We start from the raw sequence: 19,571 nt of genomic DNA, 5'->3' as shown, positions 1-19,571 counted from the left end.
CGCTCACTCCGCGCCGGGCGCGCGCGCCCGCATGGCGGTGACCGCCGCGTTCAGCGTCGCGATGGTCGGCACCGCGAACAGCGCTCCGGCGAGCCCGGCCACCTCGAGCCCGGTCGCGACTCCGAGCACCACGGCGAGCGGATGCACCTTCACGGCGGTCCCGAGGATGAGCGGCTGCAGCACGTGCCCCTCGAGCAGGTGCACCAGGATCACGACGCCGACCATCACCAGCGCGGCGACGGGCCCGCTGAACAGCAGAGCGACCAGTGCGGCGAGCGCACCGGTCACGATCGCACCGAGGATCGGGACGAACGAGCCGAGGAACACCACGATCGCGATCGGCACGACGAGCGGCAGCTGCAGCGCGAGCGCGCCGATGCCGATGCCGACGGCGTTGATCCCGGCGACGCCGAGCTGCGCGATCACGAACTGGCTGAGGGTCCGCCAGCCGGCGGCGCCGCCGCGCTCCATCGCGGGGCGCGCGCGGCGGGGGAGGAGGCGGAGGAACCAGTGCCAGATCCGGCGGCCGTCGAGGAGCAGGAAGATCAGCGAGAACAGGGTGAGGAGGGTCCCTGCGAAGACCTCGGCCAGCTGGGAGCCGACGGCGAGGGCGCCGGACGCGATCGTCGACGCCTGCGCGTCGGCCCAGTCGACCGCGCGCTGCGCCCAGTCCGAGAGCTGCACGTCCGAGAACGACAGCGGCGGGCTCCGCAGCCACGCCTCGACGGCGTCGACCGCGTCGAGGGCACGCTGTCCCACTCCGCTGAAGCCGGAGCGGGACTGCACGACCACCAGCCCGACGAGGCCGGTCAGCAGGAGGAGCATCAGGACGATCGAGACCAGGACCGCGAGCGGGCGGGGGAGCCGCAGGCGCTCGAGCCGGTTCCGCAGCGGGGTGAGGAGCGCGGTGAGCAGCAGCGCGATCAGCACCGGCACGACGATCACGGGCAGCAGCGAGACGAGGCGCACGAGGAGGTAGAGGAGCCCGGCGACGGCGAGGAAGCGCCACGACCAGGCGGCGGCGATCCGCATCCCGGTCGAGACGTCGCCCGAGGCGTCGTCCGGCGAGTCCGAGGGGGCCGGAGCCGTGACCGCAGCCGGGGGAGCGGCGGCCGCAGGCGGACTCGCCGCCGTGCCGTGCCGCTCGTCGCGCGCTCGCCGTCCCCGCATGACCCCTCCGATCCTCTCGCAGTGTACGGCGGAGCGGCCGTCCGGGACCGGGAGGGAGCCCGGGGGCGCCGCGCCTGGACGGATCAGGGCGCCGGATGCGCCGGCAGCGGCTCGTCGGGCGGACGGAACGCGCCGGATCGCGCCGTCTCCGCCCCGTTCCCCGCCTCGGCCGCGGGAGGCCGGTCCGCGCCGGTAGCGTCGCGCGGGTCGATGCCGAGCGAGGAGGGCGACGGATGCTGGAGGCGGTTCTCGCGATCGCCGCGTGGTGCGCGGGCGCGGTGCTCGGCGTCAGCGGCGCCCTGAAGCTCGGCCGCACGGAGCGGTTCCGGGCGAGCCTCGAGGCGCTCGGGGTCCCCCTCCTCCTCCGGCGCCGCGGCTGGTTCGCGGCCGCCTTCCCCGTCGTCGAGATCGCGCTGGGCGCCGCGGTGGTGCTGGCGCCAGCTCCGGCGCACCGTGCCGCCCTCGTGCCGGTGGCGCTCCTCGACGCCGTGTTCCTCGTCGTCGCCGTCCGCGCGGTCCGCGCGACGGAGGACGTCGACTGCGAGTGCTTCGGCGGGCTGGGCTCGGCGCGGATGACCGGACGCACCGTCGCGAGGAACGCGGTGCTGCTCGCGCTGGCGGTCGCCGGGGCGCTCGGCGGGCTCGCTCCGGCCGCGCTGCTCGGCGGCGGCGGTGCCTCGGCGGCGGCGTCCGGGCTCGCCGCCGCTCTCGCCGCGGTCTCGCTCGTGCTGGTGCGCGACCGCCGTGCGGCGTCGACGGCCGCTCGCGTCCGGGCGGCCGCCCGCCTGTCCGCAGCCGATCGGGAGTCCGCGCCGGGGCCCGCGCATGAGGGCGACCTCTCGGCCGCCGACCTCGCGTTCGTCACGGTGGCCGGCGAGCTCCTGACGCTCGAGGAGCTGTCCCGCCCGGCGACGCACCTCGTCTTCTTCTCGCCCTCGTGCGCCGCCTGCCACGAGCTCGTCGAGCGCTTCCGCTGGTGGCCCCACGGCCTGCGCCCGGGCGAGGAGCTGCTGCCCGTCCTCCTCGGCAGCCGCGAGGACTTCGCGGTGCACGCCGTCTACGGGCCGCTCGTCGACCACGCCCTCTACGATCCGGAGGGCCGCGTCGCCGCCGTCCTCGGCCGAGCCGGGACGCCGGGCCACGTGCTGCTCACGCCCGAGCGTCCGCTCGGCGACGGCTGGACCTCGGGAGCCGCGTCGATCGAGGCGCGCGTGCTCCGGCCCGGATTCCTCGCCGAGCTGCAGGCGGCCGGCCCGGATCCGGCTCCGGCGGCCGGCGGCGCGGTACCGGCGGGGTGACGACGGCCGGCGGGCCGAGCAGTGCCGCCGGGCAGACGACGACCGACCGACGGCGGCCGGGCTCAGCGGCGCTCGAACTCGCCGGACATCGAGCCGTGCACGGGGTGGGCGGGATCGTCACCCACGGCGCGGGCGGGATCGTCGATCTCCACGGCGCGGGACGGGGCCTCCTCGTCACTCGCATCGAGGCCGAAGCCGTCCTCGAGCAGCTCCTGGGCGATGCGGCTCGACAGGCCGCTCCTCTCGCCCGGTCCGGGGTCGCTCTCCGGGTCGACGGGGGCGGCGAACGCCTGCTCGAGTCCGGACGCCGGCATCCCGGCGTCGTCGATCGAGTCGGCTCGCCCGTCGGAGGGTCCTCGTGCAGGTCTCGGCATGCGCCCGAGCGTAGAGGACGGGCCCCCGGAGGTCGACGCTCCGTCGCGCACTGCCGGGCCGCCCGCGCGCCGGGTCAGTCGTGCAGCGACCAGGAGTGGGGAGCGACCTGGACGCCGCCGACGGTCGCCGTCTCGTCGCCGATGTTCAGCGCGAGCCGCGCGGTGCGTCCCTCCGGGCCCTCCGCCACGAGCATCACGGCGGTGTTGGAGAGGTCGACCGTGCGGGTGCTCGCGCCGACCAGCCACGGTTTCCGTCGGCGGAACGCGGCGACCTCCTGGTGGGCCCGGTAGGCCTCCCCGCCCGGCCACTCGGCGGGATCGGCCGGGAACTCCGGGCGGATCGCGTCGTCGCCGCCGATCCGCTCCTCCTTGACGCCGCGCAGGCCCCGCTCGTCGCCGGAGTAGATGCTCGGCACGCCGGCGACGAAGCCGAGGATCGCCGTGGCGTGGCCGTGGTGGCGCTCGTCGCTGACGGCGCTGGCGATCCGGGTCACGTCGTGGTTGCCGACGAAGGTCAGGGGCAGGAACTCGCGGACGAAGTCGTCGTGGCGCTTCAGGGACCAGGCCAGCTCGAAGAGGTTCGCCTCCTCGAGGGAGTTGCGGACGGCCTTCCAGAGCTCGTACTGCGTGACCGAGTCGAGCCCCGACTCCCGCACGTAGCCGGTGTAGTCGCCGTGGATGACCTCGCCGACGAACCACGCGTCGGGGAAGCGCTGCCGCACCGGGTCGATCGCCGCGTGCCAGGCCGCCGGCGCGACCGCGTACGCCGCGTCGAGCCGCCAGCCGTCGATGCCCCGCTCGAGCCAGTGCGCGAGCACGGAGGACACGTGCTCCGCGACCTCGGGGTTCCCGTTGTCGAGCTCGACCAGAGCGTCGTGCCCCTCGAACACGTCGACGCGGAGGCCGTCGACCTCCTGCGACCGCTCGCTGCGGGAGAAGCGCGCCGCCTCGGGGGAGCCCTCGCCGGCCGCGACCGCGGCACGCCACCAGGGGTGCTCCCGTCCCACGTGGTTGAAGACCCCGTCGAGCAGCACCCGGATCCCGCGCTCGCGGCACGCGGCGATCAGCGCGTCGAGGTCTGCCTCGTCGCCGAGGCGGGGATCGACCCGGAAGTGGTCGACCGTGTCGTAGCCGTGGGTGGAGGAGGCGAAGACCGGCCCCAGCAGCAGCCCGTTGCAGCCCAGCGCCAGCAGGTCGTCGAGCCAGGGGAGCAGGGCGCGGAGGCGGTGCTGCGGCTCGTCGTCCGGGCCCGGACCCTCCGAGGCGCTCGCCTCGGCGCCCGTGAAGCCGAGCGGGTAGACGTGCCACCAGATCGCCGTCGAGATCCAACCGTCCGTCTGAGCCATCGTGGCCGTCCTCCCGGCCCGCTCGGGCGCGGGCCGCCGTCACTGTAGCGAGGCGGGCTGGACCGGAGCCGCGCCCGCTCACGAGCCGGGCCGCAGGGCGGCGATCCAGGCCAGCACGGCGAGGCCCGCCCGCACGGAGGCGGGTGCCGTGACGGTGCAGACGAGCAGCGCGAGAGCCGCGCAGGCGAGCCCGGCCACCGCGCTCCTCCGCTCGCCCGCCCACCGCAGCGCCCGCACGGACGCGATCACCGCGGCGACCGCCACGGCGACGGCGGGGAGGGCCCAGAGCGGATGCACGGAGGACGCGAGCGCGAGCAGGCCCAGCGCGAGCGCGGCGAGACCGGGCTCGTACGGCCGGTGGGCGGGAGGGTGCCGCCGGGGCGGCCGAGGGAGGGCCGCGTCGGCCGGAGCGGGTAGGGGGAGGAGTGCCGTCGTCGTCATGAGCCGATCCTCGTCAGGCGGCGGACTCTGCGGAGAGGCGATCGGCGGACCGGTGGACGAGAGGCGCCGAGCGCCTCCTGTGGAGGGACCGACCGGCGCGATCGGCGTCGTTCCGGGCGTCTCGAGGCCGGAATCGCCGGAGATCCGGGGCGGGGCTGGTAGGTTACCGACGGTCCGACCGGTTGAGGACGTCCGTCCCCGGCCGAGGACGATCCATCGAAACCAGCTGTTCCGACAGCGAGAACGTCCTGGGAGGACACTCCATGGCTGACAAGTCGCTCAACCGCACCGAGCTCGTCGCGAAGATCGCCGCCGACTCCGGCCAGAGCCAGGCCGCCGTCAACGGCGTCCTCGACTCGCTCTTCACCACCCTCGCCGACTCCGTGTCGAACGACGTGAAGGTCACCATTCCCGGCTGGATCGCCGTCGAGCGCACCTCCCGCGCCGCGCGCACCGGCCGCAACCCGCAGACCGGCGAGACCATCCAGATCGCCGCCGGCCACTCGGTCAAGGTCTCCGCGGGCACCAAGCTCAAGGCCGCCGCGAAGTAGTCGCGCCCTCCGACACGGCCCCGGCACTGCGCCGGGGCCGTCGTCGTCCGCGGACGCGGCTGCCGATCGTCCGCGGACGCGGCTGCCCATCAGCCGCGGAACGTAGGCTGGACCGGTGAATCGAACCGTCCGGATCGTCGGCCCTGCGCTCGTGCTCGTCGCCGCAGCGCTCGTCGCCCTCCTCGCGGCCCTGGCCTTCGGCGGGGGAGCCGCGGCTCCGCTGCTGAACGATCCCGGCCCCGTGGTCCGCTACGGCCTCCCGATCGCCAAGCTGGCCGTCAATCTCGGCGCCGCGGGCATGATCGGCTCGCTCGTGCTGACGCTGTTCGCGCTGAGCCCCCGCGCCGCCGCCGCCCGCGACGCCCGGTCCTCGTCCCGATCTTCGACCGCTCACGCCTCCTCGCGCGGCGGCCAGTCCTCGCGCGGCGGCCAGTCCTCCTCCCGCGCCGGATCGACGCGCACCGCGGTCGCCCCCGCGCGCCCCGCGCCCGCCGAGGCCGCGCCCGAGCCGCGCACCGAGTTCTCGATCGCCCTCGACGTCGCCGCCGCCAGCGCCGCCTTCTTCGCGGCGGCCAGCGCGGTGACCGGGTTCCTCACCTTCCTCAACGTCACGCAGACGCCCCTGAGCCTCGACCGCGACTTCGGCACCAAGCTCAGCTACTTCATCGGCAGCATCGAGGTCGGCCAGGCCTGGCTCATCACGACCCTGCTCGCGGCCGTCGTCACCGTCCTCTGCTTCGCCGTCCGCAACCAGACCGCGCTCGTCTTCGTCACGGGCCTGGCCCTGCTCACGCTGCTGCCGATGGCGCAGCAGGGGCACGCGGCCGGAGCGAGCGGGCACGACGCCGCCGTCACGGCGCTGGGCCTCCACCTCGTCTTCGCGGCGATCTGGCTGGGCGGCCTCATCACCGTCGTCGCCCTGCGGCCCCTGCTCGGCGGCTCCCGCCTGCTGCCCGTGATCGAGCGCTACTCCAGCCTCGCGCTCGTGAGCTTCGTCGTGGTCGCGGCGTCCGGGTACGTCAGCGCCGAGCTCCGGCTCGCCACTCTCGACAACCTGCTGACCGGCTACGGGATCCTCGTGCTGGTCAAGGTCGCGGCGCTGGTCGCGCTGGGCCTGTTCGGCGTTCTGCAGCGCCGCTACCTCATCGAGCGGATGCGGAACGCCGGCGGTGTCGGCGGCCGCAGCTTCTGGTGGCTCGTCGGCGCCGAGATCGCCTTCATGGGGATCGCGTCCGGAGTCGCCGCGGCTCTCGCGCGCACAGCGACCCCGGTCGACCAGATCGCCGCGAGCCAGCTCACGGATCCGACCCCGGCCCAGCTGCTGACGGGCGAGCCCCTGCCGCCGCCCGCGAGCGCGATGAACTTCCTCACGCTCTGGAACATCGACCTGGTCTGGCTCCTGGTCTGCTCCTTCGCCATCGCGTTCTACGTCGCCGGAGTGGTGCGCCTGCACCGCCGCGGCGACCGCTGGCCCCTGCACCGCACGATCCTCTGGATCGCGGGCATGCTCCTCCTGGCCTACATCACGAACGGCGGGGTGAACGCGTACGAGAAGTACCTGTTCAGCGCCCACATGCTCTCGCACATGGTCCTCACCATGGCGGTGCCGCTGCTGCTCGTCCCGGCGGCACCGGTCACGCTCATCGCCCGCGCCGCCGCCCGCCGCACCGACGGCTCCCGCGGTGCCCGCGAGTGGGTGCTGCTCGCCGTGCACTCGCGCTTCGCCACCGCGATCTCGCACCCGATCGTCGCCGCGCTGCTGTTCGTCGGGTCGCTCTGGGGCTTCTACTACTCCCCGCTGTTCCGCTGGGCCACCACGGACCACATCGGCCACGAGTGGATGATCGTCCACTTCCTGATCACCGGCTACCTCTTCGTCAGCGTCCTGATCGGAGTGGACCCGAGCGTGCACCGCGTGCCCTACGCGATGCGCCTCCTGCTGCTGCTGGGCACCATGGCGTTCCACGCCTTCTTCGGCCTCGCGCTGATGACGGGGGAGGGGCTGCTCCTCGCCGACTGGTACGGAGCGATGGGCTGGGGCACCTCCGCGCTCGCCGATCAGCAGGCGGCCGGCGGTATCGCGTGGAGCATCGGCGAGATCCCCACCCTCGCGCTCGCGATCGTCGTCGCGATGATGTGGAGCCGCTCCGACGCCCGCGAGACCAAGCGCCGCGACCGCCAGGCCGACCGCACCGGAGAGGCCGAGCTCACGGCCTACAACGACCGCCTGGCCGCCCTCCAGAAGCGCGGCTGATCCGCGCCCGGGCCCCGGGCCCCGGGGTCCCGGCGGCCCGCGGGTACAGTGGAGCGGTGACTCAGCCGACCCTCTCCGACGAGCAGCAGCGGGTCTTCGACCTCATCGAGAACACGCGCGAGCACCTGTTCGTCACGGGTCGCGCGGGCACGGGCAAGTCCACCCTGCTCAACCACCTGAGCTGGAACACCGACAAGCAGATCGTCATCTGCGCCCCCACCGGCGTCGCCGCGCTGAACGTCGGCGGCCAGACCATCCACTCGCTCTTCCGACTGCCGATCGGCGTCGTCGCCGACTCCGACCTCGACCAGCCGCCCGAGCTGCGCAAGCTCCTCAACACCATCGACACGCTCGTCATCGACGAGATCTCCATGGTCAACGCCGACCTGCTCGACGGGATCGACCGCAGCCTCCGGCAGGCGCGGCAGCGGCGCTCCGAGCCGTTCGGGGGCGTGCAGGTCGTCCTCTTCGGCGACCCGTTCCAGCTCGCACCCGTTCCCGGCGATCCGGAGGAGCGCGCCTACTTCGCCGACCGCTACCGCTCGCTGTGGTTCTTCGACGCCCTCGTCTGGCAGGAGGCGCCGCTGCGGATCGTCGAGCTCGGCCGGATCCACCGGCAGAGCGACGAGCGCTTCAAGTGGATGCTCAACGCGGTCCGCTTCGGCATGGTGACGAAGGAGATCGCCGACGTGCTGAACGCGGCGGGCGCGCGGACGCCTCCGGCCGACGGCGCGATCACGCTCGCGACCCGCAACGACACGGTCAACCGCATCAACCAGGCGGCGCTCGCGCGGCTGAAGGGCCCGCTGAAGACCGCGTCGGCCGAGATCAGCGGCGACTTCGGCGGGCGCGCCTATCCCGCGGACCAGAACCTCGAGCTCAAGATCGGCGCGCACGTGATGTTCCTGCGCAACGACTCCGAGCAGCGCTGGGTGAACGGCACGATCGGTCGGGTGACGAAGGTCGCGGGGACGGTGTGGGTCGAGGTGGACGGCGAGGTCCACGAGGTCGAGCCCGCGACCTGGGAGCGCTACCGCTACTCCTACTCCGCCGCGACGAAGAAGCTCACCCGCGAGATCGTCGCCGAGTTCGCGCAGTTCCCGCTCCGCCTGGCGTGGGCGGTCACGATCCACAAGTCGCAGGGCAAGACCTACGACTCCGCGGTGGTCGACCTCGGGCAGCGCGCCTTCGCCCCCGGGCAGACCTACGTGGCGCTCAGCCGCATCACGAGCCTCGAGGGTCTCTACCTGACGCGGCCGCTCCGGCCGAGCGACATCATCGTCGACAAGGACGTGCTGCGCTTCATGTCCGAGCGGCGAGCCGAGCCGGCCGCCGTCGCGGAGGCGTCCGCGGACTGACGCCCCGCGGAGGACGTCGGAGCAGGCCCTCAGGCCGCCGCGCAGGTCCGGGCGAGATCGCGGAACAGCTCCGTCGTCAGCCGGTACGCCTCCGAGACCTCCGCGATGACCCGCTCGCGCTCCTCCTCGTCCCAGCCCGCGGCGTCGAGCTGCTCGCGGTAGGTGGCGCGGAAGGCCGACGGTGCGGCGATCTCGCCGAAGAGGAAGAAGCCGACGCCGTTGGTCTCGAAGCCGAACCGCCGCTGCAGCAGCCCGCGGACGATCGCGCAGCCGGAGAGGTCGCCGAGGTAGCGCGTGTAGTGGTGGGCGACGAAGCCGCCGCTCCAGCCCGAGGCCACGGTGCGGATCCGGTCGACGTAGGCGCTGGTCGAGGGCAGCGGGCGGATGCGCTCGCGCCAGTCCTCGCCGACGAGGAAGCGCAGGTCCTCCGCGATCGCGGGGAGCCGGGTGAGCTTGGCCGAGAGGAACGGCTCCGCGACCGGATCGCCGGCCATGTCCTCCGCCACGGCCTCGAGTGCCTCGTAGACGAAGTAGTGCTGCGAGATGAGCGCGATGTAGTCGTCACGGCTGCCGGAGCCGGTCATCAGCGAGGTCATGAAGGCGGCGCCCTCGTCGTCCGCGCCGGACTGCCCGATGCGCAGGCGCAGGGCCTCGGAGAACGGGATGACGTTCGACACGGTGGCCTCCCTCGGCGACTGAGGTCTGCCTTACCTTAGCCGAGCGGGGCCGCCGGGACCAGAGGGCGTCAGTGCCCGTGTCCGCGGTCGACGACGGAGTGCATCATCCCGCCCATGTCGCCCGAGCCGCCCGAGGAGGCGGCCATGGCGGGGGTGGCGAGGGCGGAGACGGTGAGCGCGCCGGCCAGGAGTCCGACGAGAGCTCGCGACGGCGAGACGGCCTTCTCCTCGACGCGCGGAGAGCGGAGCGAGACGGCCACCACGGCGACCGCGATCAGCTGGAGGACCGCGGCCGCCAGCGCGGGGAGGGGCTCGGCGAGTGCGCCGAGGGCCAGAGCGAGGGCGAACGCCGCCAGGGAGGCGACCGCGACGACCAGCGCGGAGCGCGGCACGACGATCCGGCCGCGTGCCAGGACGAGGACCGCCCAGAGGATCTCGACGGCACCGAGCACTCCGATCACCGGGGCCTGCACGCCCTCGCCGCCGGCGGCGAGCGAGAGGTGGACGAGCCCGGCGCCGAGTCCGGCGAAAGCGGCGTTGCAGCGGGCCACGGTGGTCATGGCGGCTCCTTCGCTGGATCGGGGAAGAAGAGGAGGCCCCGGATCGACACACCGCATCGTGTCGTCCGGGGCCGTTCAGTCCGTCCGCCGCGGAAAACGGCGGGCCCACGGCGGACGGAGTAGAGGGGGGGCGGCAGGTGCCGCCCGGGTCAGGCGGTCGCTGCGGTGCGCGTCCTCGCCGTCTTCTCGGTGCCGAGTCCGACTCCCAGGAGCACCAGCGCGCTGGCCAGGTGCAGGAAGTGGTCGGCGGTGTTCAGCGCCAGCACGTTCAGGGCGGTGTCGACCAGGAAGAAGCCGACGATGCCGAGCAGCAGGTACACCGCTCCGACGGTCACGTTGACGGTCTTCGCCGCGGCGACGGTCGACAGGCCCGCGATCAGCAGCGCGCCTCCGATGAGCAGGTGGGCGATGTTGTGCAGCGGGTTCACCTCGAAGATGCCGAGCAGGAGCCCGCCTTCGGTCGAGAGGAACTGCACGCCTCCGGTCACGACGAAGCCGAGGAGCCCGACGACGACGTAGACGGCTCCGAAGAGAGTCGCCAGCAGTCGATTGGGGGATCTGCGCATGGTCTCTTACCTCCTTCGAGCAGCGCCTCTGCGCTGTACTCCCTCTCTTCGTAACCCGGCGCCTGCCGGTTTGGGAACGGGGTGGACTCCGCCGGTCACGGTCAGGACACGAATCGCGATCGCGCGCTCAGCGGCCCTCTCCGGCCCGACGGAGCCCCCGTACAGTGGTGCCGTTCGCAGACGACGGGGGAGTCGCACGGCATGGGATCTCGCAGACGGACGCGGACGGGACTGCTCGTCGTCCCGGTCCTCGTGCTCGCACTGGCCGGCTGCACGCCCGCCGCCGCCTCGCGCGTGGCGGAGGCGCCCGCGCAGGCGGCGTCGGAGGAGCTCGCCTCCGCCCTGTCGGGGTTCCTCGACGAGACGGTCGGCGTCGCCGGCGCGACCGGAGCGGTCGCCGGGGTCTGGTCGCCGTGGGGCGGCAGCTGGGAGGGCGCGGTCGGCTGGGAGTCGGACGAGCGCACCACCGCCCTCACCACCGACGCGCACCTGCGGCTCGGCACCGGCGGCACCGAGGCGATGACCTGCGACGTGGTCCTCGCCCTCGCCGACTCCGGCCGGGTCGACCTCGACGCCGACGTCGGCGAGACGCTGCGCTCCCTGCCCGGCATCGACGGCCTCACGCTGCGCGAGCTCTGCGCGCACACCTCCGGCCTGGCCGACTTCCGCTCGGCGCTCTGGCCGACCGTGCTCCAGAACCCCCCGCGGCAGTGGCCGACGCTCGAGCTGCTCGCCGCGGCCCAGGTGCGCGGCGCCTCGGCCGAGCCCGGAGCGGCGTGGTCCGACTCCGCCACCGGTCCGCTGCTCGCCGGCATCGTCGCCGCGCAGGTGACCGGTCGGAGCATCGGGGAGCTCTACGACCAGTACGTGGTGCCGCGGTACGGGCTGCGCAGCACGGAGCTGCCCGGCGCCTCCGAGGTCGACCTGCCCGCTCCGTCCCCCCGCGGCTATGCGGTCGCGCTCGACCCGGCGACCGGGGAGAAGCGCTGCGACGTGCGCCTCGACGTCACCGCCGCGTCCCCGTCCGCCCTCGGCGCCGCCGGCGGAGCGCTGACCGATCTGGAGGACCTCCGGCGGCTGGCGACGGGGCTCGCGGCCGATCCCGCGGGCGACGCCATGTGGCAGGACCCGGTCGTCCAGGGCCAGGGCCGCGCCGACTACCTCCGCGCCGGGCTCGGCGGGCACGAGGCGGGACCCCTCCGCGGCTTCTCGGGTCTCGCGCCCGGCTTCGTCACCGCGGCCTACTCCGACCCGGTCTCGGGCCTGACCGTGGCCGTCTCGATCAACAGCTCGACGCCCGGCGGGGACTTCGCCGCGACGGTCGCCCGCACCCTGGCCGCCATCGCGGTCGAGCAGGGAGCCGCGGCGGGAGCCGAGGGCCTGCCCCGGCTCCCGTGGACGGCCGACGGCGAGCGCGGCGCCGTGCAGGGGACCCCGACGCGCTGCTGATCCGGCGGCGCCCTACTCTGGTGCCATGCCGATCACTCCCGACACCAAGGACTGGACCTGGGTCCTCGAGCGCCCGTGCCTCGAGTGCGGTTTCGACGCCTCGCTCGTCGACGCCGACGAGGTCGCCGAGCTCATCCGCGAGAACGCCGCCGCCTGGCCCTACGTGCTCGACCGCGACGACGCGGCGGGCCGGCCCGACGACGAGACCTGGTCGCCGCTCGAGTACGCCGCGCACGTGCGCGACGTGCACCGCATCTACCGCACCCGTGTGCAGCTGATGCTCGCCGGCGACGACCCGCTCTACCCCAACTGGGACCAGGACGTCACCGCCGTGGAGGAGCGCTACGACCAGCAGGACCCCGCGACGGTCGGCCGCGAGCTGGTCGAGGCGGCCGAGCGCATCGCCGAGGTGTTCGACTCCGTCGCCGGCGCCCAGTGGCAGCGCCGAGGCCGCCGCAGCGACGGCGCGGCGTTCACGGTCGACACGATCGCCCGCTACTACCTGCACGACGTCCAGCACCACCTGCACGACGTGCAGGGCTGAGCTCAGGTGTCGATGAGCTGCGGATTGAGGAACGAGAGCGTCCGCGCGTAGGCGAGCGCCGCGGAGGCGGGGCTGACCGCGTCGCGCAGGTTGCCGTTCGCGAAGTGCCGCTGCGTGTCCGGGTAGGTGTGCGCCGTGACCGGCGTCCCCGACTCCTTCAGCCGCCCGACGAACGACTCCGGGTCGTCGCCCGCGGGCCACTCGTCGCTCTGCGCGTAATGCAGGAGGGTGGGGCACGGGACCAGCACGTGCTCCTCCGCACCCAGGGTGGCGTAATACGCGACCACCGCGTCCACGAGCCCGGTGCCCGCGGCGAGCAGCCCGAGGCGGCCGCCGAAGCCGAAGCCGATGACGGCGCTGCGCGGTGCCCCGGCCGCGACTCCGGTGCCGACCGCCTCGGCGACGGCGGCGAGGGTGCGGTCCTGCGCGGCCATCGCGGCGAGGTCGCGCGCGTCCTCCGGGGCGAGCGTGGCCCAGCCGTCGTAGAGGTCGGGCACGAGCACGTGGTAGCCGTGCTTCGCCACGGCCTCGGCGAACGGCTCCAGCCACGGCAGGCGCCCGAAGACGTCGTGCAGCACGACCACCACGGGCCGGCCGGGGTGCCCGTACTCGAGGGCGACGCCCGGCGACGGGATCTGGACGAGCTCTGTCACCCCTCCACCCTGCCCTCTGCGTCCCGCGATCCCGCGCGCTGCCACTGATCCGCCCGGCGTGTCGCGTCGGAACGCCGCTCGGGCGCCTCACCGCTCCGCGCGGCCGTGCGGCTCCAGCGGCAGGACGACCTGCTCGCGCAGGTGCTCGTAGACGACCGAGGTGCGCACATCGGCGATCTCGCGGCGCTGCGTCAGCTCGTCGATGACGAAGGCGTAGAGGTCCTGGTTGTCGCGGACGGCGACGTGGATGATGAAGTCCTCCGAGCCGGAGGTGACGAACACGCCGACCGTCTCGTCGAGGCCGGCGACCCAGTCGCGGAAGGCCTCGATGATCTCGCGCGACGGCGGACGGATGCGGACCGCGATCAGCGCCTGCACGCCGCGCCCGAGGGCCGCGAAGTCGAGGGTGAGCGTCGCGCCGGTGATGACGCCGCGGCGCCGGAGGCTCCTCGTGCGGTCGAGGGCGGTGGTGGGCGAGACGTGCACGGCGGCTGCGAGGTCCCGGTTCGTGATCCGTGCATCCGACTGCAGGACCTGCAGGATCCGGACGTCGAGTTCGTCGAGTGCCGCTCCTGGGCCGTTCTGCTGGTCGTTCATACGGAGATCCTGCCGCAGGGGACCCCTCCTGCCTACTCTTCGTGACGTCACTTCGCACGAACCGAGGAGCAGCATGACCATCCCCGCCCCCGACGCCGTCGGCTTCCACCCCGACGAGATCGACACCGCCGCGCCCACCCGCTCGGCCCGCCTCAAGTGGGTGGTCGTCGTCGACGAGTCCCTCCCCGCCGGCCGCGCCGTGAACGCCGCGATCTGCGTGGGCGCCGCGACGGCCGCGCACGTCGCGGGACTGCTCGGACCGAGCCCCGCCGACGCGTCCGGATCGCTGCATCCCGGTCTGCCGTGGGCCGGCTGCACGGTCCTCGCCGCCGACGCGGCCACCCTGCTCGCGATCCGCGCGAAGGCCGAGGCGCACGAGGGGACGTTCGTCGCCGACATGCCCGCGTCCGCGCAGGCCACCCGGGTGTACGACGAGTACCGGGAGGCGGTGGCGGCGAGCGGCTCCGACGAGCTGCAGTACCTCGCGGTCAGCCTGGTGGGGCCGAGGAACCGGATCGACAGGATCGTCGGGCGGCTGCCGCTGCTGGGCTGACGGATACCGCGGGGCTGACGGATACCGCGGGGCTGACGGACGCCGCTGCAGCGCCGGAGGAGGAGCCGCCCGCATCGGGCCGGAGGACCGGCCGCAGACGAGGGGAGGAGGAGAGCGAGTGACGGGAATCGAACCCGCGCCATCTGCTTGGGAAGCAGAAGTTCTACCATTGAACTACACTCGCGCGGCGCCGCTCGGGCGCACCAGGACATCGTAGCAAGGCCCGGAGCCGGCCCATGCCCCGGGGTCGCGCCACGCCCTAGGATCGCAGCGTGCTCCTCTCCGACCGCGACATCTCGCTCGAACTCGCCTCCGGCCGCGTGGGGCTCGCCCCGCACGATCCGTCGATGCTGCAGCCGTCGTCCGTCGATGTGCGCCTCGACCGCTTCTTCCGGCTGTTCGACAATCACCGCTACCCGTACATCGATCCGGCCGAGGACCAGCCCGAGCTGACCCGCCTGGTCGAGACGCCGCAGGGCGAGCCGTTCATCCTCCACCCGGGAGAGTTCGTGCTCGGCTCGACCTACGAGGAGGTGTCCCTGCCGGACGACATCGCGGCGCGCCTCGAGGGCAAGAGCTCGCTCGGACGGCTCGGGCTGCTGACCCACTCGACCGCCGGGTTCATCGATCCGGGCTTCACCGGCCACGTCACCCTCGAGCTCAGCAACGTCGCGACGCTCCCCATCACGCTCTGGCCGGGGATGAAGATCGGCCAGATGTGCTTCTTCCGCCTCAGCTCGCCCGCCGAGAAGCCCTACGGCTCGGCGGAGTACAGCTCGCGGTACCAGGGCCAGCGCGGTCCGACCGCGTCGCGGTCGGCGCTCAACTTCCACCGCACGGACGTCTACACCGACTGACGCCGGCGCAGGGATCAGGGCGTAGGGGTCAGCCCAGCAGGCGGGGGAGCTGCAGCACGAGCCAGGGGGAGAACGCCCAGGGGGTCGAGCGGACGGCGGCGAGCGTCGCCTCGGCGTCGACCCACTCGTAGTCCATGACCTCGTCGAGGCGCGGATCGAGGGCGTCGCGGCTCGACAGTGTCGCCGTGTAGACGGGGCAGATCTCGTTCTCGACGACGCCGGACGCGTCGATCGCGCGGTAGCGGAAGTCCGGCAGGGCGACCTCCAGCGTGGCCAGCCGGGCGCCGAGCTCGCGCTCGGCCCGGCGGACGACGGCGTCCTCGATCCGCTCGCCCGGGGCGGGGTGCCCGCAGAAGGAGTTGGTCCAGACGCCCGGCCAGGTGCGCTTCTCGAGTGCGCGGCGGGTCACCAGAAGCGCGCCGTCCGGGGAGAAGACGTGGCAGGAGAACGCGAGGTGCAGGGGAGTGGCCGTGTCGTGCACGGTCGCCTTGTCGGCGACCCCCACGGCGTTCCCGGCCTCGTCGAGGAGGACCACCTGCTCGATCCGGTCCGTCTGCACAGTGGCGGCTGGCGAAGTCATACCCGCAAGTCAAGCACGCCGCAACACATCAGCCGGCTTATCGTCCTGGTTCTCCCCTTTGTTAGCCTTCCCCCGTGGATACGCGCGACCCCGTGGTTCTGTCCCGGTTGAGGCAGGAGCACGTCGATGCCGTCCTGGACAGGTTCTTCTCGTTGGCGAGGTCCCGGGCGGTGCGTCTCGGACCCCGCTACCTGACCCTCTGGCAGACGCTGGAGGCCAACACCCGCGGCGGCAAGCGCTTCCGCCCGCTGATGGTGATCTCGGCGTACGAGGCCCACGGCGGCCAGGATCCGGAGGCCGCCGCCCATCTCGGCGCGGCGTTCGAGCTGCTGCACACCGCGCTGATCGTGCACGACGACGTGATCGACCGCGACTTCGTGCGCCGCGGCGGCCCGAACGTCTCGGGCAGCTACCGCGACGAGGCGACGACCGCGGGCCTCTCCATCCCGATCGCCGAGCACCGCGGGACCTCGGTGGCCGTGATCGCCGGGGACCTCGCCCTCACCGGCGCCCACCGCCTCGTCGAGGGCGTCGGCGCCTCCGACGGCGTGCGGGCCCGCCTGCTCACCCTGCTCGACGAGGCCGTCTTCGCCTCAGCCGCGGGCGAGCTGGCCGACGTGGACTTCTCCCTCATGCCGGGCATGCCCTCGGTCGACGAGGTGCTCGAGATGGAGCGCCTCAAGACGGCCGTCTACTCCTTCGAGGCGCCGCTGCAGGCCGGAGCGATCCTCGCCGGGGCCTCGGACGCCGCGGTGGACGCGCTCGGCGAGTTCGGCCGCTGGATCGGCATCGCCTACCAGATCGTCGACGACCTGCTCGGCGTCTTCGGCTCGGAGGGGCAGACCGGCAAGACCACGCTGGGCGACCTCCGCGAGGGCAAGCGCACCGTCCTCATCGCCCACGCGGCCGGCACCGACTGCTGGCCCGACATCGAGGCGCTGATCGGCGACGAGCACCTCGCGCCCGAGACCGCGGAGAAGGTGCGCGGCATCCTCGAGGAGTGCGGCGCCCGCAGCTACGCCGAGGGGCTCGCGAACCAGTTCGCAGACCGCGCCTGGGCGGCGCTGGAGACGCCCGCGGTGTCGGAGGCCTTCCGCAACGAGGTCCGCCCGCTCGTGGCCAGCGTGGTCGGGCGCACCCGATGAGCGCTGTCCGCCACGCGCGGATGCGTGCGACGATGCGCTCCGCCCGGCCGTCCCCCCGTACGGTGGCACGATGAGCCGCCAGAGCGAACTGTACGACCGCGTCGCGCACGAGTCGTCCGCGCAGGTGATCCGCCGCTACTCCACCTCCTTCGGGCTGGCCACGCGCCTGCTCGCTCCGGGCGTCCGCGAGCGGGTGGAGGACGTCTACGCCCTCGTGCGCGTCGCCGACGAGATCGTCGACGGCGTCGCCGAGGAGGCCCGTCTCGATCGGGCCGCGGTGGAGGAGTCCCTCGACGCCTTCGAGGCCGAGACCGAGCGCGCGCTCGCCTCCGGCTACAGCTCCAACCTCGTGATCCACGCCTTCGCTCGGACCGCGCGGGCGACCGGATTCGGCACCGAGCTCACCCGGCCGTTCTTCGCGTCGATGCGCGCCGACCTCCGCGAGACCGAGCACACCCCCGAGTCCTTCGAGGCCTACGTCTACGGCTCCGCCGAGGTCGTCGGGCTGATGTGCCTGCACGTGTTCCTCGCGGCGCCGGACGCGGGGCTCGTCTCCGAGGCCGCCCGCGCGCGGCTCGTGGCCGGAGCGCGCCGCCTGGGCGCCGCGTTCCAGAAGGTCAACTTCCTCCGCGATCTCGCCGCCGACGTCGACGGCCTCGGCCGCAGCTACTTCCCCGGAGTCGACCCGCGGGCGTTCTCCGAGCGCGACAAGGCCTCGCTGCTCGCCGACCTCGACGACGACCTCGCCGAGGCCGCCGCCATCGTGCCCGAGCTCCCTCGCTCGAGCCGGCGCGCGGTCCTGCTCGCCCACTCCCTCTTCGCCGCCCTGGCCGACCGGATCCGCGCGACGCCCGCCGAGGAGCTCCTCCGCGCCCGCGTCAGCGTGCCCACGGCCGCCAAGGCGGCGCTCGCGGCCAAGGCGGCCGTGTCGACGCTCGGCCCGCGCCTGGGCCCCGGCCCCGTCCGCGCGACCCGCTCGAGGACCGGCCCGCACCGCGCCGTCGTCATCGGCGGGGGGATCGGCGGACTCGCCTCCGCCGCGCTGCTCGCGCGCGACGGCTACGACGTGACCCTCCTGGAGGCGCGCGAGGCCGTCGGCGGCCGCGCCGGCTCGTGGGAGCACGAGGGCTTCCGCTTCGACACCGGTCCCTCCTGGTACCTGATGCCCGAGGTGTTCGACCACTTCTTCCGCCTCATGGGCACCAGCGCCGAGGAGCGCCTCGACCTCGTCACGCTCGACCCCGGCTACCGGGTCTACAGCGAGGGCGTCGACGAGCCGATCGACGTGCTCGCCGACCTCGAGTCGAACCTCGCGCTCTTCGAGAGCATCGAGCCCGGAGCGGGCGAGCGGATGCGCGCGTACCTCGACTCCGCGCGCGACACCTACGAGATGGCCAAGCGCCGCTTCCTCTACACGAGCTTCTCGTCCTTCCTCCCGCTGCTGCGCCGCGACGTGCTCAGCCGGACCGGGAGGCTCGGCCGCCTGCTGCTCACTCCGCTCGACACGTTCGCGGCGACGGCGGTCACCGACAACCGGCTGCGCCAGATCCTCGGCTACCCGGCCGTCTTCCTCGGCTCCTCGCCGTTCGCCGCGCCGAGCATGTACCACCTGATGAGCCACCTCGACCTCGCCGACGGCGTGCTCTATCCGATGGGCGGATTCACGAAGCTGATCGAGGCGGTCGCCGACGTCGCCGAGGAGGCCGGCGTCACCGTCCGCACGTCCTCGCCCGCGACGCGGATCCTCACCGCCCGCTCGCCCCGCGGCCGACGCCGCGGCGCCGAGGTCGTCGGAGTCGAGTTCACGGGCCCCGACGGCACGGAGCGGATCCCCGCCGACCTGGTCGTCAACGCCTCCGACCTCTTCACCACCGAGCAGTCGCTCCTCCCCGAGGAGCTGCGGACCTACCCGCCCGCCTACTGGGAGAAGCGCGAGCCCGGCCCGAGCGCCGTCCTCGTCCTCCTGGGCGTGCGCGGGGAGCTGCCCGAGCTCGAGCACCACACCCTGCTCTTCACGGAGGACTGGCGCGACAACTTCGACAAGATCTTCGGCGAGCACCCGACCGTCCCCGATCCCGCGTCGATCTACGTCTGCCGCCCGAGCGCGACCGACGCGAGCACGGCTCCGGAGGGGCACGAGAACCTGTTCGTGCTCGTGCCGATCCCGGCCGACACCTCGATCGGCCACGGCGGAGTCGACGGCGCGGGCGACGCGCGCGTCGAGGCCATCGCCGACCAGGCCATCGCGCAGATCGCGTCCTGGACCGGCGCGACCGACCTGGCCGAGCGGATCGTCGTCCGCCGCACCATCGGCCCGGCCGACTTCGAGAGCGACCTCGGCGCCTGGCGCGGCTCGATGCTCGGACCGGCCCACGTCCTCTCGCAGAGCGCCTTCTTCCGGGCCGGGAACGTCAGCAGGCACGTCGACGGACTGCTCTTCGCCGGCAGCTCCACGATCCCCGGCATCGGCCTGCCGATGTGCATCATCAGCGCCGAGGTCATGCTCAAGCGCGTGCGCGGCGACGTGTCGACCGAGCCGCTGCCCGTGCGGGAGGCGCCGTCCGCTCCGGTCGCGCCCGTCGCCGTGGGGGAGTAGGC

Annotated in this window: 20 protein-coding genes and 1 tRNA gene; 10 read left to right on the top strand and 11 right to left on the bottom strand. The window is 73.6% G+C overall.

Going from position 1 to position 19,571, the window contains the following annotated elements:
* Positions 1 to 3 precede the first annotated feature (3 nt).
* Complete coding sequence (locus C5C25_RS05000; protein WP_104249924.1) at positions 4 to 1,170, bottom strand: AI-2E family transporter; 1,167 nt, start codon at positions 1,168 to 1,170, stop codon at positions 4 to 6.
* Positions 1,171 to 1,403: 233 nt separating this feature from the next.
* On the opposite strand from C5C25_RS05000, the gene C5C25_RS16785 reads away from it, so the two are divergent.
* Positions 1,404 to 2,468 (top strand): MauE/DoxX family redox-associated membrane protein, encoded by a 1,065-nt coding sequence (locus tag C5C25_RS16785; protein WP_104249923.1) that lies wholly within the window; start codon positions 1,404 to 1,406, stop codon positions 2,466 to 2,468.
* A 62-nt stretch (positions 2,469 to 2,530) separates the two neighbouring features.
* On the opposite strand, the gene C5C25_RS16780 is transcribed toward C5C25_RS16785, so the two are convergent.
* The 3 genes from C5C25_RS16780 to C5C25_RS04980 all read right to left on the bottom strand — a co-directional run bounded on the left by C5C25_RS16780 (position 2,531) and on the right by C5C25_RS04980 (position 4,629).
* A complete protein-coding gene (locus tag C5C25_RS16780; protein ID WP_146079427.1) occupies positions 2,531 to 2,842 on the bottom strand; it encodes a hypothetical protein in 312 nt (103 codons plus the stop codon).
* A gap of 74 nt (positions 2,843 to 2,916) precedes the next feature.
* Positions 2,917 to 4,188: an alpha-amylase family glycosyl hydrolase gene (locus C5C25_RS04985; protein WP_104249921.1), complete on the bottom strand. Its 1,272-nt coding sequence runs from the start codon at positions 4,186 to 4,188 to the stop codon at positions 2,917 to 2,919.
* A 78-nt stretch (positions 4,189 to 4,266) separates the two neighbouring features.
* Positions 4,267 to 4,629 (bottom strand): hypothetical protein, encoded by a 363-nt coding sequence (locus tag C5C25_RS04980; protein ID WP_104249920.1) that lies wholly within the window; start codon positions 4,627 to 4,629, stop codon positions 4,267 to 4,269.
* Positions 4,630 to 4,892: 263 nt separating this feature from the next.
* Here C5C25_RS04980 and C5C25_RS04975 point away from each other — a divergent pair, with 263 nt between their 5' ends.
* The 3 genes from C5C25_RS04975 to C5C25_RS04965 all read left to right on the top strand — a co-directional run bounded on the left by C5C25_RS04975 (position 4,893) and on the right by C5C25_RS04965 (position 8,792).
* Positions 4,893 to 5,180, top strand: a complete 288-nt coding sequence (locus C5C25_RS04975) for an HU family DNA-binding protein (protein WP_056037903.1) — start codon at positions 4,893 to 4,895, stop codon at positions 5,178 to 5,180.
* Between the two features lie 115 nt (positions 5,181 to 5,295).
* On the top strand, positions 5,296 to 7,434 hold the full coding sequence (locus C5C25_RS04970; protein WP_258069342.1) for a bifunctional copper resistance protein CopD/cytochrome c oxidase assembly protein: 2,139 nt from the start codon (positions 5,296 to 5,298) through the stop codon (positions 7,432 to 7,434).
* Between the two features lie 56 nt (positions 7,435 to 7,490).
* Positions 7,491 to 8,792 (top strand): ATP-dependent RecD-like DNA helicase, encoded by a 1,302-nt coding sequence (locus tag C5C25_RS04965; RefSeq protein WP_104249919.1) that lies wholly within the window; start codon positions 7,491 to 7,493, stop codon positions 8,790 to 8,792.
* A gap of 29 nt (positions 8,793 to 8,821) precedes the next feature.
* Here the strand turns inward: C5C25_RS04965 and C5C25_RS04960 are convergent, their stop codons facing one another.
* The 3 genes from C5C25_RS04960 to C5C25_RS04950 form a co-directional block, all read right to left on the bottom strand.
* A complete protein-coding gene (locus C5C25_RS04960; protein ID WP_104249918.1) occupies positions 8,822 to 9,469 on the bottom strand; it encodes a heme oxygenase (biliverdin-producing) in 648 nt (215 codons plus the stop codon).
* Positions 9,470 to 9,537: 68 nt separating this feature from the next.
* Positions 9,538 to 10,029 carry a hypothetical protein gene (locus C5C25_RS04955; RefSeq protein WP_104249917.1) on the bottom strand — a complete coding sequence of 164 codons (492 nt, stop codon included), beginning with the start codon at positions 10,027 to 10,029 and terminating at the stop codon, positions 9,538 to 9,540.
* A gap of 149 nt (positions 10,030 to 10,178) precedes the next feature.
* The gene (locus C5C25_RS04950; protein ID WP_104246935.1) at positions 10,179 to 10,595 is read right to left on the bottom strand and encodes a DUF4383 domain-containing protein; all 417 of its coding nucleotides are present in this window, start codon (positions 10,593 to 10,595) and stop codon (positions 10,179 to 10,181) included.
* Positions 10,596 to 10,796: 201 nt separating this feature from the next.
* Here C5C25_RS04950 and C5C25_RS04945 point away from each other — a divergent pair, with 201 nt between their 5' ends.
* Together C5C25_RS04945 and C5C25_RS04940 are read left to right on the top strand one after the other, a co-directional pair.
* Positions 10,797 to 12,044 (top strand): serine hydrolase, encoded by a 1,248-nt coding sequence (locus tag C5C25_RS04945; RefSeq protein WP_104249916.1) that lies wholly within the window; start codon positions 10,797 to 10,799, stop codon positions 12,042 to 12,044.
* A 25-nt stretch (positions 12,045 to 12,069) separates the two neighbouring features.
* A complete protein-coding gene (locus C5C25_RS04940) occupies positions 12,070 to 12,588 on the top strand; it encodes a DinB family protein (protein WP_104222903.1) in 519 nt (172 codons plus the stop codon).
* A 2-nt stretch (positions 12,589 to 12,590) separates the two neighbouring features.
* On the opposite strand, the gene C5C25_RS04935 is transcribed toward C5C25_RS04940, so the two are convergent.
* The gene (locus tag C5C25_RS04935) at positions 12,591 to 13,241 is read right to left on the bottom strand and encodes a dienelactone hydrolase family protein (protein ID WP_104237610.1); all 651 of its coding nucleotides are present in this window, start codon (positions 13,239 to 13,241) and stop codon (positions 12,591 to 12,593) included.
* A gap of 87 nt (positions 13,242 to 13,328) precedes the next feature.
* A complete protein-coding gene (locus C5C25_RS04930) occupies positions 13,329 to 13,838 on the bottom strand; it encodes an Lrp/AsnC family transcriptional regulator (protein ID WP_104249915.1) in 510 nt (169 codons plus the stop codon).
* 73 nt (positions 13,839 to 13,911) lie between these two features.
* Here C5C25_RS04930 and C5C25_RS04925 point away from each other — a divergent pair, with 73 nt between their 5' ends.
* Positions 13,912 to 14,391 (top strand): DUF2000 domain-containing protein, encoded by a 480-nt coding sequence (locus C5C25_RS04925; protein WP_104249914.1) that lies wholly within the window; start codon positions 13,912 to 13,914, stop codon positions 14,389 to 14,391.
* A gap of 113 nt (positions 14,392 to 14,504) precedes the next feature.
* Here C5C25_RS04925 and C5C25_RS04920 read toward each other — a convergent pair.
* A tRNA-Gly gene (locus C5C25_RS04920) sits at positions 14,505 to 14,575 on the bottom strand.
* Between the two features lie 88 nt (positions 14,576 to 14,663).
* Here C5C25_RS04920 and dcd point away from each other — a divergent pair.
* A complete protein-coding gene (gene dcd / locus C5C25_RS04915) occupies positions 14,664 to 15,248 on the top strand; it encodes a dCTP deaminase (protein ID WP_104222898.1) in 585 nt (194 codons plus the stop codon).
* A 28-nt stretch (positions 15,249 to 15,276) separates the two neighbouring features.
* Here the strand turns inward: dcd and idi are convergent, their stop codons facing one another.
* The gene (idi, locus tag C5C25_RS04910; protein ID WP_104249913.1) at positions 15,277 to 15,828 is read right to left on the bottom strand and encodes an isopentenyl-diphosphate Delta-isomerase; all 552 of its coding nucleotides are present in this window, start codon (positions 15,826 to 15,828) and stop codon (positions 15,277 to 15,279) included.
* A gap of 170 nt (positions 15,829 to 15,998) precedes the next feature.
* On the opposite strand from idi, the gene C5C25_RS04905 reads away from it, so the two are divergent.
* Both C5C25_RS04905 and crtI read left to right on the top strand, forming a co-directional pair.
* On the top strand, positions 15,999 to 16,973 hold the full coding sequence (locus C5C25_RS04905) for a polyprenyl synthetase family protein (protein ID WP_244229492.1): 975 nt from the start codon (positions 15,999 to 16,001) through the stop codon (positions 16,971 to 16,973).
* A 70-nt stretch (positions 16,974 to 17,043) separates the two neighbouring features.
* Positions 17,044 to 19,569 carry a phytoene desaturase family protein gene (gene crtI, locus C5C25_RS04900; RefSeq protein ID WP_104249912.1) on the top strand — a complete coding sequence of 842 codons (2,526 nt, stop codon included), beginning with the start codon at positions 17,044 to 17,046 and terminating at the stop codon, positions 19,567 to 19,569.
* Positions 19,570 to 19,571: the final 2 nt, after the last annotated feature.

This window comes from Rathayibacter sp. AY2B9, assembly GCF_002931595.1.
In the GTDB taxonomy this organism is placed as follows: Bacteria; Actinomycetota; Actinomycetes; order Actinomycetales; family Microbacteriaceae; genus Rathayibacter.
The sequence above is the reverse complement of the archived record's forward strand: the minus strand, read 5'-3'. Positions and strand labels throughout refer to the sequence as shown.